The organism is Roseateles sp. P4_D2 (assembly GCF_056401875.1).
On record NZ_JBFUIM010000001.1, the window covers coordinates 26,197 to 41,700 of the forward strand.

The 15,504-nt window shown below is 69.1% G+C and carries 13 protein-coding genes; 9 read left to right on the forward strand and 4 right to left on the reverse strand.

The window, feature by feature from the left end:
- Window positions 1-15 precede the first annotated feature (15 nt).
- The 9 genes from AC1DW0_RS00100 to AC1DW0_RS00140 all read left to right on the forward strand — a co-directional run bounded on the left by AC1DW0_RS00100 (window position 16) and on the right by AC1DW0_RS00140 (window position 12,197).
- Window positions 16-783 carry a coniferyl-alcohol dehydrogenase gene (locus AC1DW0_RS00100; protein ID WP_477944315.1) on the forward strand — a complete coding sequence of 256 codons (768 nt, stop codon included), beginning with the start codon at window positions 16-18 and terminating at the stop codon, window positions 781-783.
- A 26-nt stretch (window positions 784-809) separates the two neighbouring features.
- A complete protein-coding gene (locus tag AC1DW0_RS00105) occupies window positions 810-2,060 on the forward strand; it encodes an MFS transporter (protein ID WP_477944317.1) in 1,251 nt (416 codons plus the stop codon).
- Between the two features lie 50 nt (window positions 2,061-2,110).
- Window positions 2,111-3,847 (forward strand): DUF1302 domain-containing protein, encoded by a 1,737-nt coding sequence (locus AC1DW0_RS00110; RefSeq protein ID WP_477944319.1) that lies wholly within the window; start codon window positions 2,111-2,113, stop codon window positions 3,845-3,847.
- Window positions 3,848-3,867: 20 nt separating this feature from the next.
- On the forward strand, window positions 3,868-5,226 hold the full coding sequence (locus AC1DW0_RS00115; protein WP_477944321.1) for a DUF1329 domain-containing protein: 1,359 nt from the start codon (window positions 3,868-3,870) through the stop codon (window positions 5,224-5,226).
- Complete coding sequence (locus AC1DW0_RS00120) at window positions 5,226-6,251, forward strand: WD40/YVTN/BNR-like repeat-containing protein (RefSeq protein ID WP_477944323.1); 1,026 nt, start codon at window positions 5,226-5,228, stop codon at window positions 6,249-6,251. Before AC1DW0_RS00115 ends, AC1DW0_RS00120 begins: the two co-directional genes overlap by 1 nt.
- A gap of 8 nt (window positions 6,252-6,259) precedes the next feature.
- Window positions 6,260-8,650, forward strand: coding sequence for an efflux RND transporter permease subunit (locus AC1DW0_RS00125; protein ID WP_477944325.1), 2,391 nt, complete (start codon window positions 6,260-6,262; stop codon window positions 8,648-8,650).
- A 1-nt stretch (window position 8,651) separates the two neighbouring features.
- Window positions 8,652-9,776 carry an ABC transporter substrate-binding protein gene (locus tag AC1DW0_RS00130; RefSeq protein WP_477944327.1) on the forward strand — a complete coding sequence of 375 codons (1,125 nt, stop codon included), beginning with the start codon at window positions 8,652-8,654 and terminating at the stop codon, window positions 9,774-9,776.
- Between the two features lie 30 nt (window positions 9,777-9,806).
- Window positions 9,807-10,739 carry an alpha/beta hydrolase gene (locus AC1DW0_RS00135; protein ID WP_477944329.1) on the forward strand — a complete coding sequence of 311 codons (933 nt, stop codon included), beginning with the start codon at window positions 9,807-9,809 and terminating at the stop codon, window positions 10,737-10,739.
- Between the two features lie 108 nt (window positions 10,740-10,847).
- The gene (locus tag AC1DW0_RS00140) at window positions 10,848-12,197 is read left to right on the forward strand and encodes a glycoside hydrolase family 27 protein (RefSeq protein ID WP_477944331.1); all 1,350 of its coding nucleotides are present in this window, start codon (window positions 10,848-10,850) and stop codon (window positions 12,195-12,197) included.
- A 4-nt stretch (window positions 12,198-12,201) separates the two neighbouring features.
- On the opposite strand, the gene AC1DW0_RS00145 is transcribed toward AC1DW0_RS00140, so the two are convergent.
- Genes AC1DW0_RS00145 through AC1DW0_RS00160 form a run of 4 tightly spaced genes read right to left on the reverse strand, consistent with a single transcriptional unit; the run spans window position 12,202 to window position 15,504 of the window.
- Window positions 12,202-12,654, reverse strand: a complete 453-nt coding sequence (locus tag AC1DW0_RS00145; RefSeq protein WP_477944333.1) for a MarR family winged helix-turn-helix transcriptional regulator — start codon at window positions 12,652-12,654, stop codon at window positions 12,202-12,204.
- Between the two features lie 41 nt (window positions 12,655-12,695).
- Complete coding sequence (locus AC1DW0_RS00150) at window positions 12,696-13,682, reverse strand: aldo/keto reductase (protein WP_477944335.1); 987 nt, start codon at window positions 13,680-13,682, stop codon at window positions 12,696-12,698.
- Complete coding sequence (locus tag AC1DW0_RS00155) at window positions 13,679-14,641, reverse strand: Gfo/Idh/MocA family oxidoreductase (RefSeq protein WP_477944337.1); 963 nt, start codon at window positions 14,639-14,641, stop codon at window positions 13,679-13,681. The genes AC1DW0_RS00150 and AC1DW0_RS00155 overlap by 4 nt, the downstream gene beginning before the upstream one ends.
- On the reverse strand, window positions 14,638-15,504 hold the full coding sequence (locus AC1DW0_RS00160) for a class III extradiol dioxygenase subunit beta (protein ID WP_477944339.1): 867 nt from the start codon (window positions 15,502-15,504) through the stop codon (window positions 14,638-14,640). Before AC1DW0_RS00160 ends, AC1DW0_RS00155 begins: the two co-directional genes overlap by 4 nt.

Consider the following 15,504-nt stretch of genomic DNA (forward strand, 5'->3'; position numbering starts at 1 on the left):
CTCAGGAGACAAGCCATGAACTTCCAAGGCAAAACCATCGTCATCACCGGCGTCAGCTCCGGCATCGGCGCCGAGACGGCGCGCTTCCTGCGCCTCAAGGGCGCCCGCGTCATCGGCGTGGACCGCAACGAGCCGCTGCTGACGCTGGACGGCTTCGTCAAGGCCGACCTGTCCGAGCAGGCCGCCGTCGACGCCGCCTTCAAGCAGCTGCCCGAGCGTTTCGACGCGCTGTGCAACATCGCCGGCGTGCCCGGCACCGCGCCGGTGGACCTGGTGGCCCGCGTCAACTACCTCGGCCTGCGCCACCTCTGCACCCGCGCGATGGAGCGCCTGCCCCAGGGCGGCGCCATCGTCAACATCGCCTCCATCCTGGGCGCAGAGTGGCCGGCGCGCCTCGACATCCACAAGGCCCTGGCCGAGACGCCGAACTTCGAGGCAGGCCTGGCCTTCCTCGCGAAGAAGCCAGTGCCGCAGGAGACCTGCTACCAGTACTTCAAGGAAGCGCTGATCGTCTGGACCCTGACCCAGTCGCAGAAATGGTTCCTGGGCAGCGGCGTGCGCATGAACTGCGTCGCGCCCGGCCCGGTGCTGACGCCCATCCTCGGCGACTTCGTGCAGATGCTCGGCGAGGAGCGCGTGCAGAAGGACTCGCACCGCATCAAGCGCCCCGCGCTGGCCGACGAGGTCGCGCCGGTGGTGGCCTTCCTGTGCGCCGACGAGTCGCGCTGGGTCAGCGGCGTCAACCTGCCCGTCGACGGCGGCCTGGCCTCCACCTACTACTGATCTTCCCGCGCACCGAGGAGACACACATGCAACACGCCCCGCACGACACGGGCTACGAGCGCAAGACGCTCGTGCTGATGGGACTGGGCTTCGGCCTGGTCGGGCTGGACCGCTGGATGATTGCGCCGCTGTTCCCGCACATCATGAAAGACCTGGGGCTGGACTACCAGCAACTGGGCACGTTGATCGGTGTCCTCAGCCTCACCTGGGGGGCGTGGTCCATCCTCATGGGAAGGCTGTCGGACAGCATCGGTCGCAAGCGGATCCTGGTGACGACGATGGTGGCGTTCTCGCTGCTGTCGGGCCTGTCGGGCCTGGCCAGCGGCTTCGCCAGCCTGATGTTGATCCGTGCCGTGATGGGCGTGGCCGAAGGCGCGTTCACGCCGGCCAGCATTGCCGCCACCGGCGAAGCCTCGCTGCCCGCACGGCGCGGCCTCAACCAGGGGCTGCAACTGAGCATGTTCTCGCTGCTCGGCCTGGGCTTCGCGCCCATCATTGCCACGCAGCTGCTGCAGGTGCTGCCGTCATGGCACTGGGTGTTCATGGTGTCGGCGCTGCCGGGGCTGGCCGTGGCGGTGCTGATCGCACGCACCCTGCGCAGCGATGCGCCGGCAGTGCGCACTTCCGCAGCCCCGGCGCCGCGCTGGAGCACGCTTTTCCGCTCGCGCAACGTGGTGGTGGCCATGCTGGCCGTGCTGTGCGCCATGGCCGGCATCTTCGTCATCAGCGCGATGGTGCCGATCTACCTGGAGCATGTGCTCAAGCTGAGCACGCAGGAGATGGGCTTCATCGTCTCGGCCATTGGCTTCGGCGGCTTTGCCGGTTCCTTCGGCCTGTCGGCCCTGTCGGACCGCGTCGGCCGCAAGCCTGTTGCGATCAGCGCCTTCGTTGGCTCGGCCGTGCTGCTGTATGCCTTCGCGCACACAGGCGCCAACCCGCAGATGTTGTTCATCCTGCTGTTCGGCCTGTCGGTGTGCGCGCTGGGCCTGCTTGGCCTGCTCTCGGGCCCCATCGCCACCGAGGCGGCTCCCGCCGGACTCATCGCTTCGTCGGTCGGCTTCGTGTCGGGCGCGGGCGAGATCTTCGGCGGCGGGCTGGCACCGGTGCTCGCGGGTTATGTGGCTCAGCACCACGGCCTGCCCGCCACGCTGCACGTTGCCCTCGCAGGCTTCGTCTGCGGGGCCATCGCGTCGCTGTTCCTGCTGGAAACCGCGCCGTGTCGCCAGCAACGAGCGGGCCTGCCCGTGGAGGGCGGGCTGACCTCGACGTCACTCTGAATAACCGCACGGGCCGGTGAGCCCGAGATTTCTACAACACCGGAGACAACATGACAAGACATACCCGCCATGCGCTGGCGGTAGCGGCAGCGCTCGCCCTGCCCACCGCTTCCCACGCCTTCGACATCGAGCTGCCCAGCAGCGACTACAAGCTGCGCCTGGACTTGACGCCCAAGTACAGCACCGCCGTGCGGCTGAAGAACCCGTCCGACGCGCTGACGCGGCTGGACGTGGCCGTCGACCCCGGCACCGTCAATGAAGACGACGGCGACCACAACTTCAAGCGCGGCCAGATCTCCAACCGTTTCGACCTGCTGGCCGAGATCGACCTCGCCGGCCCCGGCTGGGGTGCCCGAGTGAGCGGCAACGCCTGGCGCGACTCGGTCTATCTGCGCCAGAACAGCTATGCCGGCACCGCGCTGTATGCCGGCGGCAATGCCCTCGGCCCCGTCATCCCGACGTCCAACACCTTTGGCGGCCAGGCCGCCAACGACTTCCTGCCCGACACCCGCCGCCAGCATGGCCAGAGCGGCGAGTTCCTCGACGCCTTCGTCTACGTGAAGGGCGAGGTCGGCGGCATGAAGAGCACGGTGCGCATCGGCCGCCACACGCTGCAGTGGGGCGAGAGCCTGTTCTTCGGCCAGAACGGCATTGCCAACGCGCAAGGGCCGGTCGACGTCGCCAAGATCGTCTCCGTGCCCGGCTGGCAGTTCAAGGAAGTGCTGCTGCCGGTCGAGCAGGTGTCGGGCTCGCTGCAGATCGCCGAAGGCGTCTCGCTGGGCGCCTACTACCAGCTCAAGTGGCGGCCGAGCAAGATCCCGGGCGTCGGCAGCTTCTTCTCCAACCAGGACTACGTCGGCACGGGCACCGTCAACTTCGGCCTGACGCCGCAGGGCGCGCCCATCCTGCTGAGCTACGACAAGAGCAAGGACCTCAAGCCGCGCAACTCGGGGCAGGGCGGCGTTCAGCTGCGCCTCAGCCCGACGGGCGGCGACTACGAGTTCGGCCTCTACGCGGCGCAGTACCACGACAAGACGCCCGCCGTGCCGGTGTTCGACTTCGTCAACGGCAACGTGCACCTGGCCTATGGCGACAACATCAAGACGGTCGGCGCCAGCGTCACGTCGTCGGTGGGCCAGCTGAACTGGGCCGTCGAAGGCTCGGTGCGCTGGAACGCGCCGCTGAACAGCGACCCCGCCGTGCTGGGCCTGGGCCCCGTGCTGGCCTGCGGCGGCAGCGCCAACCCCTGCTTCGCCGTCGGCCGCACGGCCCATCTGCAAGCCTCGGGCATCTACGTGCTGCAACCCGGCGCGCTGTGGCAGGGCGGCGCGGTGGTGGCCGAGCTGGCCTACAACCACCGGCTCAGCATCACGAAGGACATCTTCGCGACGCCGACCGGCGCCAGCATGGGCATTGGCGGCCTGGACCCGAACACCACCAAGGGTGCCTTTGCCTTCCGCATGCTGTTCGAGCCGCAGTACTTCCAGGTGCTGGCGGGGCTGGACCTGTCCGTGCCCATCGGCCTGGGCTACAACTTTGGCGGCCGGTCTTCGTCCATCGCCAACTTCGCGGGCGGCGCCTCCAGCGCGGGCGACTACAGCATCGGCCTGAAGGGCAAGTACCAGAACGACTGGAACTTCGCGCTGACCTACAGCGACTTCTTCGGCACCGCCAAGACCTTCACCGAGACCCTGGTGGCCGGCAGCGGCTCGCCGCGCCAGCTCACGTTCGGCCAGTCGCTGCGCGACCGCGCCAACGTCAGCTTCACCGTCTCGCGCACCTTCTGAAGCCCCACGGAGCACTTCACATGAACCGCACTCATCTCAAGGCCACATTGCTGGCCACCGCCCTGCTGCTGGCCGGCCCGGCCCTCGCCGCCGTGTCGGCCGACGAAGCCGCCAAGCTCAAGACCACGCTGACCCCGCTGGGCGCCGAGCGCGCCGCCAACAAGGACGGCACGATCCCCGCGTGGGACGGCGGCCTGACCAAGGCGGCCGCCGGCTTCAAGCCCGGGGATGCAAGACCCGACCCCTTCGCCGCCGAGAAGCCGCTGTACAGCATCAACGCCAAGAACATGGCGCAGTACGACGCCAAGCTCAGCGATGGCGTCAAGGCGCTGATGAAGAAGTACCCCGACTTCCGCATCGACGTCTACCCCAGCCACCGCACGGCCGCCGCGCCGCAATGGGTCTATGACAACACCTTCAAGAACGCCACGCGCGCCAAGCTCGTCGACAACGGCCAGGGCACCGAAGGCGCCTATGGAGGCACGCCGTTCCCGATCCCGAAGGACGGCTATGAGGTGTTCCAGAACCACCGCCTTGCCTGGGTCGGCACCTATGCGCAGGCGCCGGTGCGAGTCTGGGTCGTGACGGCCGACGGCAAGCGCGCGATGGCCTCCGGCGGCACGCAGAGCTTTCGCAGGCAGTTCTACGACCCTGAGGGCAGCCTGGAGAAGTTCGACGGCTATGCGGGCCTGGGCAAGTTCGTCGTCAGCGAGCCCGGCTCCAAGGCGGGCGAGGCCATCCTCGCTCACGACAACCTCAATGCCGGCAACCCGCGCGGCCTGTGGCAATACCTGGTGGGCCAGCGCCGCGTGCGCAAGGCGCCGTCGGTGGCCTACGACACGCCCGACTCGGTGACCTCGGGCATCGGCCTCTTCGACGAAGCCTTCATGCTCTTCGGCCCCAGCGACAAGCACAACCTCAAGCTGGTCGGCAAGCGCGAGCTCTTCATCCCCTACAACAACAACCGCGCGGCGTCTGCCAAGGTGGCGGACCTCGTCACGCCCAACACGCTGAACCCCAGTGTCGTGCGCTGGGAGCTGCACCGGGTCTGGGAGGTCGAGGCCACGCTGGCCGAGGGCAAGCGCCATGTGGTCCCGAAGCGCAAGTACTACATCGACGAGGACAGCTGGCAGATCATCCTGTTCGACGGCTGGGACGCCAAGGGCGAGCTCTGGCGCACCAACTACACGCTGACGCTGCTGGCGCCGGACATCCCGGCCGTCATCGGCAGCATGTTCTGGGGCGGCTATGACCTGCAGACCGGCGCCTACTACCTGAACATGGCCAGCAACGAACTGGCCAGCCAGTACAAGATCGTCGCACCGCTGCCGCGCAGCTTCTTCAGCCCTGAAGAGCTCGCCAACGAAGGAGCCAGGTGATGCGCAGGCTGGCGTTCCTCGCGCTGGCCTGTGCGGTGTCCGCCCAGGCTGCCGCACCGGCGCCGGCCGCGTTGGCTGAACCGGCACTCATCAGCCCGAAGGCGCTTGGCGCGGCGACGCTGGCCGTGGCCCGCGCGGGTGGGCGGCTCGTCGCAGCGGGTGAACGCGGCACGGTGCTGTGGTCGGATGACGGCGGCAAGGCCTGGCAGCAGGCTGCGGTGCCGGTGCGCTCGGGCCTCACGGCGCTGCGCTTCGTCGATGCCAACAACGGCTGGGCCGCCGGGCATCTCGGCGTCATCCTCAAGACGAGCGATGGCGGCAAGACCTGGCACAAGCAGCTGGACGGCCTGCAGGCCGCGCAGGCCCTGTTGGCCGCAGCCACCGACGACGCCGGCCGCCGCGCCGCGCAGCGCATGGTGGAGGAGGGCGCCGACAAGCCCTGGTTCGACCTTGAGGCCATAGACGCCCGCCAGGCCATCGCCGTCGGCGCCTATGGCCTGGCCATGGTCACGCGTGACGGTGGCGCCAGCTGGCAGCCGCTGCCCACCCGCGCCGCCAACCCGCGCGGCCTGCATCTCTACGGCGTTCGCGTCGTCGACGGGCAATGGTTCATCGCCGGCGAACAAGGCCTGCTGCTGCGCTCCAGCGACGGCGGCGCCACATTCACGGCCCTGGCCTCGCCCTACAAGGGCAGCTTCTTCGGCCTGCTGGTCTCGCATTCCGGCACGCTGCTGGCCTACGGCCTGCGCGGCAGCGTCTACCGCTCCGGTGATGCGGGCGCCAACTGGGACAAGGTCGAGCTCGGCACGCCGCTGAGCCTGCAGGCCGGCATCGAACGGCGCGGCGGGCTGACGCTGCTGACCCAGACCGGCGAGCTCTTCACCAGCACCGACGACGGCCGCACGTTTACGCGCCAGCCGCCTCCCGCCGGACCCTTGCCCGCCGCCGGCCTGGCCGCCGCACCAGACGGCGCCTGGGTCATCGCCAGCCTGCGCGGCACCCGCCGCGCGTCACCCACTCCCTGACCTCGACGATGCACGCCGCCACCGACACGCTGGGCACCCAACCCGTGGTGACCCAGCTCGACGACTTCGACACCCGCTCCGGCTCCTGGGCCGAGCGGCTGCTCTTCAACCATCGGCCCTGGGTGATGCTGCTGTGCCTGCTGGCCACGCTGTGGCTGGGCCAGCAGGCCTTCAAGCTGACGCTCAACGCCAGCTTCGAGAAGACCATCCCGACGTCACACCCTTACATCGCCAACTACCTGGCGCACAAGGGCGACCTGGGCGGCCAGGGCAATGCGCTGCGCATCGTCGTCGAGGCCAGGAAGGGCACGATCTACGACAAACACTACCTCGACACGCTGCAGAAGATCAGCGACGAGATCTACCTGATGCCAGGCGTGGACCGGCCCTTCATGAAGTCGCTGTGGACGGCCAACACGCGCTGGGTCGCCGTGACCGAGGAGGGCCTGGACGGCAACACCGTCATGGGCGACAGCTACGACGGCTCGCCCGCCGCGCTGGCCGAGGTGCGCGCCAACGTCGAGCGCTCCGGCGAGATCGGCCAGATCGTCGCCGGTGACGCCAAGTCCAGCATCGTCTTCGTGCCGCTGCTCGACGTGAATCCCAAGACCGGCCAGGCGCTGGACTACGGCGAACTCGGCCGCCAGGTCGAGGCGCTGCGCAGCAAGTACGACAGCGACGCCGTCGCGCTGCACGTCACCGGCTTCGCCAAGGTCATGGGTGACCTGATCGAGGGCCTGCAGCAGGTGCTGGTGTTCTTCGCCGTGGCCCTGGTCATCTGCGCTGGCGTGCTGTGGGGCTACACCCGCTGCGTGCGCAGCACGGCGCTGGTGGTTGCCTGCTCGCTCATCGCCGTGGTCTGGCAGTTCGGCCTGCTGGCCTTGCTCGGCTACGCGCTGGACCCGTACTCGGTGCTGGTGCCCTTCCTCGTCTTCGCCATCGGCATGAGCCATGGCGCGCAGAAGATGAACGGCATCATGCAGGACGTGGGCCGCGGCACCCACCGCGTGGTCGCCGCGCGCTACACCTTCCGCCGCCTCTTCGTCGCCGGCCTCACGGCGCTGCTGTGCGACGCCGTCGGCTTCGCGGTGCTGGCCCTGATCAAGATCCAGGCCATCCAGGACCTGGCCCTCGTCGCCAGCATCGGCGTGGCGGTGCTGATCTTCACCAACCTCGTGCTGCTGCCCATCCTGCTGTCGTATGTGGGCGTGAGCCCGGCGGCGGCGAAGCGCAGCCTGCGTGACGACCCCGAGTTCAACCCCAAGGCCGGCAGCTCCTGGATGTGGCGCCAGCTCGACCGCTTCACGCAGCGCGGCCCGGCGCTGGTGGCCCTCGGCGCGGCTGCGGCGCTGGCCGTGGCGGGCTATGCCGTCAGCACCCGGCTGCACGTTGGCGACCTTGATCCCGGCGCGCCTGAGCTGCGCGCCGACTCCCGCTACAACCGCGACAACGACTACGTCACCCAGCACTACGCCGCGTCCAGCGACATCCTCGTCGTCATGGTCTCCACGCCGGAAGACCAGTGCACCCGCTACGGCACCTTGGCCAAGGTCGACCAGCTGGCCTGGCAGCTGGAGCAGCTCCCCGGCGTCGAGTCCACCAACTCCATGGCCGCGCTGTCCAAGCTGGCGATGGTGGGCTACAACGAGGGCCAGCTGAAGTGGTACGAGCTGATCCCCAACGACAGCGCCCTGGGTGGCGTGCAGACCCGCGCGCCGCGTGAGCTCTTCAATCAGGGCTGCTCCTTCCTGTCTCTCTACGTCTATCTGAAGGACCACAAGGCCGAGACGCTGGGAACCGTCGTCGCCACGGTCGAGGACTTCATCGCCAAGAACTCGACGAAGGACGAGCGCTTCATGCTCGCGGCCGGCTCGGCTGGCATCGCCGCGGCGACCAACATCGTCGTCAAGCAGGCGATGAACCAGATGCTGTGGTGGGTCTACGGCGCCGTCGTCGTGCTGTGCTGGGTGACCTTCCGCTCCTGGCGGGCCGTCGTCGTGGCCGTGCTGCCGCTGGTGCTGACCTCCATCCTGTGCGAGGCACTGATGGTGGGCCTGGGCATGGGCGTCAAGGTGGCCACGCTGCCCGTCATCGCGCTGGGCGTGGGCATCGGCGTGGACTACGCGCTCTACGTGCTCAGCGTCATGCTGGCCCGGCTGCGCGCGGGCGAAAGCCTGTCGGCGGCCTACCTGCACGCGCTGCAGTTCACCGGCCGCGTGGTGATGCTGACCGGCGTCACGCTGGCGCTCGCCGTGGGCACCTGGGCGCTGTCGCCGATCAAGTTCCAGGCCGACATGGGCATCCTGCTGGCCTTCATGTTCGTGTGGAACATGGTGGGAGCGCTGGTGCTGGTGCCGGCGCTCGCGCACTGGCTGCTGAAGCCCGCCAGGATCGCTTGAGATGGCACGGCGGTGGATCCAGCGTTGGGTGGTGCTGCTGGCACCCCTCCTGCTGGAATTTTGTTTGTCGGTTGCATCGGCGGCCGAGCAGGCGCCGCTGGTGCTGGGCCAGTCGCTGCCGCTGACCGGCGCCGCCTTCCCCATCAGCAATCGCGTGCAGGCCGGTGCCAAGGCGCTGGTGGATCGCGTCAATGCCGGCGGCGGCATCGGCGGACGCTTGCTGGAGTTGGTGACCCTGGACGATGGCGGCGACCCCCAGCGCCGCGCGGCCAACCTGCGCAAGCTCGCCCGCGAGCATCATGCCGTCGCCTTCGTCAACTGCCTGGGCGAGCGCGCCTGCCTGCAGACCGCCGCCCTCGCACGCGAGCTGAACGTGCCGCTGGTCGGCCCGTTCTCCGGCGCCGCCGCGTTGCACCAGCCGGCCCAGGCCATGGTGTTCAGCCTGCGGCCCGATGACCGCCGCGAGGCCGAGGCCCTGGCGGGGCAACTGCGGGCCATCGGCATCGAGCAGGTCGCACTGCTCGGCGACGGCGACGAACCGGCCCGCGAGCGCGCCTTGTCTGCGGCTCTGCAAGCGGCGGGTATCCGCGCCCATCCTCTGGCGATGCAGGCCGACCCCGCCGCCACGTTGCGCGAGCTGGCCGCCGTTGCGCCGCAGGCCCTGGTGCTCAATCTCGGCCCCGAGTCGCTGGACCTGCTGACCCGGCACGAGGCCGCCTGGCGCGCCGCGGTGCCGCTCACCGTGGCGGCACTGTCGTCGCCCGGGCTCACGCAGCTGACGCGGCTGCTGCGTGACCGGCTGATCGGCTTCACCAGCGTCGTGCCCAACCCCGAGATCTCGCAGCTGCCGCTGGTGCGCGAGTTCGAGCGCGATGCGGAAAGCCACGTTGGCCCCGAGGCCATCAGCCTGGAGGGCCTGGCGGCCTATCTGCATCTGCGCGTCTGCGTCGAGGCGCTGCGCCGCGCCGGCAACCGTGTCGACGGGCCTGGGCTGGCGAGTGCGCTGGAGAACCTGGCCGCGCTCGACCTCGGCGGCTTCAGCGTGCGCTTCGGCCCCCGCCAGCACCGCGGCTCCGAGCACGTCGAGATCGGCCTGCGTGGCCGCGACGGGCGCCTGCGTCGATGAACTTATCCACCCCCTCAAAGGAGACCTTCCATGCTTGATCTGCATCTGCAACACGTCCTCGCCCAGGCGGCCGGCGCCCCCGACCTCTGCGACCTGCCGCCCGAGGCCTCTCGCGGCCTGTACCGGCAGATCTGCACGTTGGCGACCGTGCCGCCCGCCGACGTCGACGTGACGCCGCATGAGGCCCGCTTCGGCGGCCAGGACGTGCGCGTGCGCATCTACAAGCCCCGCAACGCCGCTGGCGCCTTGCCCGTGGCGCTGTACTTCCACGGCGGCGGCTTCGTGCTCGGCGATCTCGAAAGCTATGACGCCGTCTGCCGCCAGCTCTGCGCTGACAGCGGCGCGATGATCGTCAGCGCCGCCTACCGCCTGGCACCTGAGCATCCCTATCCGGCGGCCATCGAGGACAGCTACGCCGCACTCGGCTGGGTGGCCGAAGCCATCCGCAGCTTTGGCGGCGACCCGACCCGCCTGGCCGTGATGGGCGACAGCGCCGGTGCCGCACTGGCCGCCAGCGCCGCCTTGCTGGCGCGCGATGCGGGCGGGCCGTCTATTGCCTTCCAGCTCCTCGTCTATCCGCCGGCGGCCGGCGGCCACGACGGCGACTACCCGTCGCGCGAGCAGCATGCTGCCGGCCCCACGCTGACGAAGCGGACCATGGACTATTTCAGCCGCCACTACTTTGGCGCCACCGGCAAGGCGCCCGACTGGCGCGGCGCGCCGCTGCTCGCGCCCAGCCTCGCCGGCCTGCCGCCCACGCTGCTGCTGCTGGCGGCCCATGACGCGCTGCGTGACGAGGGCATGGCCTACGGCGAGGCGCTCGGCGCGGCTGGCAATGCCGTCACCGTCATCGAGTACCACGGCCTGGCGCACGGCTTCATCAGCATGGCCGGCGCCGTCCCGGCGGCGCGGCTGGCGCTGGGGCAGATGGCGAGTGCGCTGCGGCAGGCCTTGCTGGGGTGATCCAAGCCATATCGAAACTGGCATGGCTTGAGAGGAAATCGCCATTGGATTGTTGTCGCGGAATGCCGTACACCCGGCAGCCACGACAAACGAGACAAGAGACATCCCATGGCATTGAATCGCAGGGGCTTGATCAGCGCCGGCCTCACCGGCATCGCCGCGTCCACGTTGCCCGCCCAGGCCGCCACCACCGCTGCAACGCCGGCCAAAGGCCTGCTGGCCCCCACGCCGCCGATGGGTTGGAACAGCTGGAACAGCTTCGCCACCACCATCAACGAAGCCCAGGCCCGCGAGACGGCCCGCATCATGGCCGACAAGCTGCTGCCGGCCGGCTACAACATCTTCACCATCGACATCCAGTGGTACGAGCCCACGGCGTCGAGCTACAGCTACAGCGCCAACCCCGAGCCGGCGATGGACGGTCACGGCCGGCTGATCCCCGCCGTGAACCGGTTCCCGTCCAGTGCCGAAGGCCGCGGCTTCGCGCCGCTGGCGGCGGATGTCCATGCCATGGGGCTGAAGTTCGGCATCCACCTGATGCGCGGCATCCCGCGCCTGGCCGTGAAGCGAAACCTGCCCATCCTGGGCACGACCTACTGCGCCGCTGACATCGCCGACACCACCAGCGTCTGCACGTGGAACCCCGACATGTACGGCGTGGACATGCGCAAGCCCGGCGCGCAGGCCTACTACGACAGCGTCTTCGCGCTCTACGCCTCCTGGGGCGTGGACTTCATCAAGATGGACGACATGAGCCGCCCCTACGACGCCCATGCGCCGGAGATCGAGGCCGCCCACCGTGCCATCCAGCGCACGAAGCGGCCGATGGCGCTCAGCCTGTCGCCCGGCGAGACGCCCGTGAGCCGCGCCGAGCACGTACGCCAGCATGCGCAGATGTGGCGCATCTCCGACGACTTCTGGGACGACTGGCATGCGCTGGACGCCCAGTTCACGCGGCTGGAGAACTGGAACCCCTGGCGCCGGCCCGGCGCCTGGCCGGACCCGGACATGCTGCCGCTGGGCCGCCTGGCCCTGGGTGAGCGCGATACCAAGTTCACTGCCGATGAGCAGCGCACGCTGATGACGCTGTGGGCCATCACCCGCTCGCCGTTGATCATGGGCGGCGATCTGCGCCACCTGGACGAGCCGACGCTCGCGTTACTCACCAACCCCGAGGTGCTGGCCGTGGACCAGGCGAGCGCCGACAACCGGCCGCATTTCGTCGAGGACTTCGTGCGCATCTGGTCAGCCCGGCCCGCCGACGGCAAGGGCCGCTACGTCGCGCTGTTCAACCCGACGGACAAGGCCCGCGAGGTCGGCATCGCGCTGCGGGACCTGGGTCTGGACGGCGTGCGCCAGGTGCGCGATCTGTGGGCGCGCAAGCCTCTCGATGCGGCATCGGGCCGCTTCGCCCAGCAGCTGCCGTCGCATGGCGCCGGGCTCTACCGGCTCAGCTGACAGCTCAGCGGGCGACCTTGGCGAGCAGCTCCTGCAGCAGAAGGCGCTCGCCGCTGGACAGCACACGGTCCAGCGCCTGCTCGGCGACCTGCAGCGCCGCGAGGCTTTCCCCGGCCAGGCGCTCGCCTTCGGGCGTGAGCCGCAGGTGCAGCGCGCGGCGATCGTTGGCGTCGCGTTCGCGCTCGACCCAGCCGCGCTCCTGCAGGCGGTCGAGGATGAGCGTCATCTGCGGTGCCGGCACGCGCAGCAAGTCGCACAGGCGCTTCTGCGTGGTGTTGCGATTCGAGAGGATCAGCTGCAGCAGCGTGAACTCCACCGGCCGCAGGCCAAGCGGCTCGCCCACGCCCTGGCTGAACAGCTGGTTGGTGGTGACGGCCGCGCGCGCGATGGCGTAGCCCAGCGTGTGGGCCAGGCGGGACTGATCGAGGGGAGGGGACTTCTCGCGGGTCGGGCTCATGGGTTCGCAGGATAACCATGGCCTGCTGGCCGCCGTGGTTGTCAAAACTCCTCGGTGTCGATCTCGGCCTGTGTGGCGGCGCTGTAGCGCGCGCCGCTGACCGTGTGGCGGTTGATCAGGGCGTCGAGCCGGGCGAGTGTGGCGGCGTCGAGCGCCAGCTGCGGCGCCGCGAGCAGGTCGCCCAGGTGATCGGGGCGCGAGGTGCCGGGGATGGGGACGATGTCGTCACCCTGGTGCAGCAACCAGGCCAGCGCCAACGTGGCCGGCGCGCAGCCCAGCCGGGCCGCTTCTGCTTCGAAAGCGTCCAGCAGGCGCAAGTTGGCGCTGTAGTTCTCGGGCGAGAAGCGCGGCATGGCGCGGCGGATGTCCCTGGGCTCCAGCTTGCTGATGTCGCGCAGCTCGCCGCCGAGAAAGCCGCGCGCCAGCGGGCTGAAGGCGACGAAGGCGGTGCCCAGCTCACGGCAGGCTTTCAACACGGCGATCTCGGCGTTGCGAGTCCACAGCGAGTACTCGGTCTGCAGCGCGGCAATCGGGTGCACCGCATGGGCGCGCTTCAAGGTGGCGGCAGAGACCTCGGACAGGCCCAGCGCGCGAACCTTGCCCGCCTGCACCAGGTCGGCCATCGCGCCGACGCTGTCCTCCACCGGCACCTTGGCGTCCAGCCGGTGCAGGTAGAGCACGTCGATGACGTCGGTGCGCAGCCGCTTCAGGCTGGCCTCGACGCTGGCGCGGATGGTGTCTGGCCGGCCGTCGATGACGCGCTGGCCATCCACGCCCTGCATGCCGCATTTGCTCGTCAGCACGATGCGCTCGCGGTGCTGTGCCAGCAGGCCGCCGAGCAGTTCCTCGTTGGCGCCGAAGCCGTAGAGCGCCGCTGTGTCGAACAGCGTGATGCCGCCGTTGAGCGCGCCGTCCAGCACGGCCGCGGCCACGTCCCGCGGTGGCGGCGTGCCGTAGGCATGGCTCAGGTTCATGCAGCCCAGCCCCACGGCCGAGACGTGAAAGGGACCGATGCGGCGTGTCTTCATGCGGCGGCGTTGAGTTGTTGTTCCAGTTGGTGCAGCACGCGGTAGCAGGGCAGCACCTGCGCCACGCTGCTGTTGGGTTCGCGGCCCTCGCGGATGGCGGCGAAGAACTCGCGGTCCTGCAGCTCGATGCCGTTCATGGACACGTCCACCGCCGACACGTCGATCTTGTTCTCCTTGCCGTCGAACAGGTCGTCGTAGCGCGCCAGGTAGGTGCCGGTGTCGCCGATGTAGCGGAAGAACGTCCCCAGCGGGCCGTCGTTGTTGAAGGACAGGCTCAGCGTGCAGATGGCGCCGTTGGCGGCCTTGAGCTGGATGCTCATATCCATCGCAATGCCCAGCGTTGGGTGGATAGGGCCTTGCAGCGCATGGGCCTGCACGACCGGGCTCTGCACCTGATATGCGAACAGGTCCACCGTGTGCGCCGCGTGGTGCCACAGCAGGTGGTCGGTCCAGCTGCGTGCCTGGCCGAGCGCATTCATGTTGGTGCGGCGGAAGAAGTAGGTCTGCACGTCCATCTGCTGGACGTTGAACTCGCCGGCCGTGATCTTCTTGTGCACCCACTGGTGGCTGGGGTTGAAGCGCCGCGTGTGACCGCACATGGCGACCAGGCCGGACTTCTGCGCGATGCTGATGACCTCCTCGCCATCGGCCAGCACGTCGCACAGCGGGATCTCCACCTGCACATGCTTGCCCGCCTTCAGGCAGGCCAGGGTCTGGCTGGCGTGCATCTGCGTGGGCGTGCAGAGGATGACGGCGTCGACTTCGGGCAGAGCCAGCGCATCGGCCAAGTCGGTGGTGACGTGACCGATGCCGTATTTGTTCGCCACCTCGCGGGTCTTGTCCAGGTCACGGCTGATCAGCGAGACGACTTCGACGCCGGCTATGTTCTTGATGCCGTCCAGGTGCTTGATGCCGAAGGCGCCGGCGCCGGCCAGCGCAACACGAATTGGTTGAGTCATGTGTTCTCCAGAATCAGATGGCCGACCGCCGTGTTCGAGGCAGGCACGTGATAGAAGCGATGCGCGACGCGCGGTGCCGAGCCACCGTTGACGTCGGCCATCGCGCCGCGGGCGATCAGCCACATGACGAGCTCGATGCCTTCCGAGCCGGCTTCGCGCACGTACTCGTCGTGCGGTACACGTGACAGGGCGTCAGGCTCGGCGATCAGGCGGTCCAGGAAGCGGTTGTCCCACTCACGGTTGATGAGGCCGGCGCGCGGCCCTTGCAACTGGTGGCTCATGCCGCCGGTGCCCCAGATCTGCACATTCAGGTCCGGCCCGAACGACTCGACCGCGCGGCGGATGGCCTGGCCCAGCATGAAGCAGCGCCGCCCCGACGGCACCGGGTAGTGCACGACATTGACCGCGAACGGGATGACGGTGCAGGGCCAGGCGCCCTTGACCGGGTCGGGCTGGCCACACATCAGCGACAGCGGCACGGTGAGGCCGTGGTCCACGTCCATCTTGTTGGCGATGGTCAGGTCGAAGTCGTCCTGGATGACGCTGTGCGCGATGTGCGCGGCCAGCTCCGGGTGGCCGATGACGGTCGGCACCGGGCGCGGGCCCCAGCCCTCGTCGGCCGGCTCGAAGCGGGCCGCGGTGCCGATGGCGAAGGTGGGAATCAGGTCGAGGCTGAAGGCCGTCGCGTGGTCGTTGTAGACCAGGAAGACGACATCCGGGCGGTTGTTGTCGAACCAGCGCTTGGAAGGTTCATAGCCCGCAAAGACGGGCTGCCAGTAAGGCTCGGTGGTCTTGCCCAGGTCCAGCGCCGCGCCGATGGCGGGCACGTGCGAGGTGTAGACGGATGCGGTGATGCGGGCCAC

Excerpts from the sequence above, each read along its gene's own strand:
- AC1DW0_RS00100 (WP_477944315.1), top strand. The coding sequence starts at position 16 with ATGAACTTCCAAGGCAAAACCATCGTCATCACCGGCGTCAGCTCCGGC.
- AC1DW0_RS00105 (WP_477944317.1), top strand. The coding sequence starts at position 810 with ATGCAACACGCCCCGCACGACACGGGCTACGAGCGCAAGACGCTCGTG.
- AC1DW0_RS00110 (WP_477944319.1), top strand. The coding sequence starts at position 2,111 with ATGACAAGACATACCCGCCATGCGCTGGCGGTAGCGGCAGCGCTCGCC.
- AC1DW0_RS00115 (WP_477944321.1), top strand. The coding sequence starts at position 3,868 with ATGAACCGCACTCATCTCAAGGCCACATTGCTGGCCACCGCCCTGCTG.
- AC1DW0_RS00120 (WP_477944323.1), top strand. The coding sequence starts at position 5,226 with ATGCGCAGGCTGGCGTTCCTCGCGCTGGCCTGTGCGGTGTCCGCCCAG.
- AC1DW0_RS00125 (WP_477944325.1), top strand. The coding sequence starts at position 6,260 with ATGCACGCCGCCACCGACACGCTGGGCACCCAACCCGTGGTGACCCAG.
- AC1DW0_RS00130 (WP_477944327.1), top strand. The coding sequence starts at position 8,652 with ATGGCACGGCGGTGGATCCAGCGTTGGGTGGTGCTGCTGGCACCCCTC.
- AC1DW0_RS00135 (WP_477944329.1), top strand. The coding sequence starts at position 9,807 with ATGCTTGATCTGCATCTGCAACACGTCCTCGCCCAGGCGGCCGGCGCC.
- AC1DW0_RS00140 (WP_477944331.1), top strand. The coding sequence starts at position 10,848 with ATGGCATTGAATCGCAGGGGCTTGATCAGCGCCGGCCTCACCGGCATC.
- AC1DW0_RS00145 (WP_477944333.1), bottom strand. The coding sequence starts at position 12,654 with ATGAGCCCGACCCGCGAGAAGTCCCCTCCCCTCGATCAGTCCCGCCTG.
- AC1DW0_RS00150 (WP_477944335.1), bottom strand. The coding sequence starts at position 13,682 with ATGAAGACACGCCGCATCGGTCCCTTTCACGTCTCGGCCGTGGGGCTG.
- AC1DW0_RS00155 (WP_477944337.1), bottom strand. The coding sequence starts at position 14,641 with ATGACTCAACCAATTCGTGTTGCGCTGGCCGGCGCCGGCGCCTTCGGC.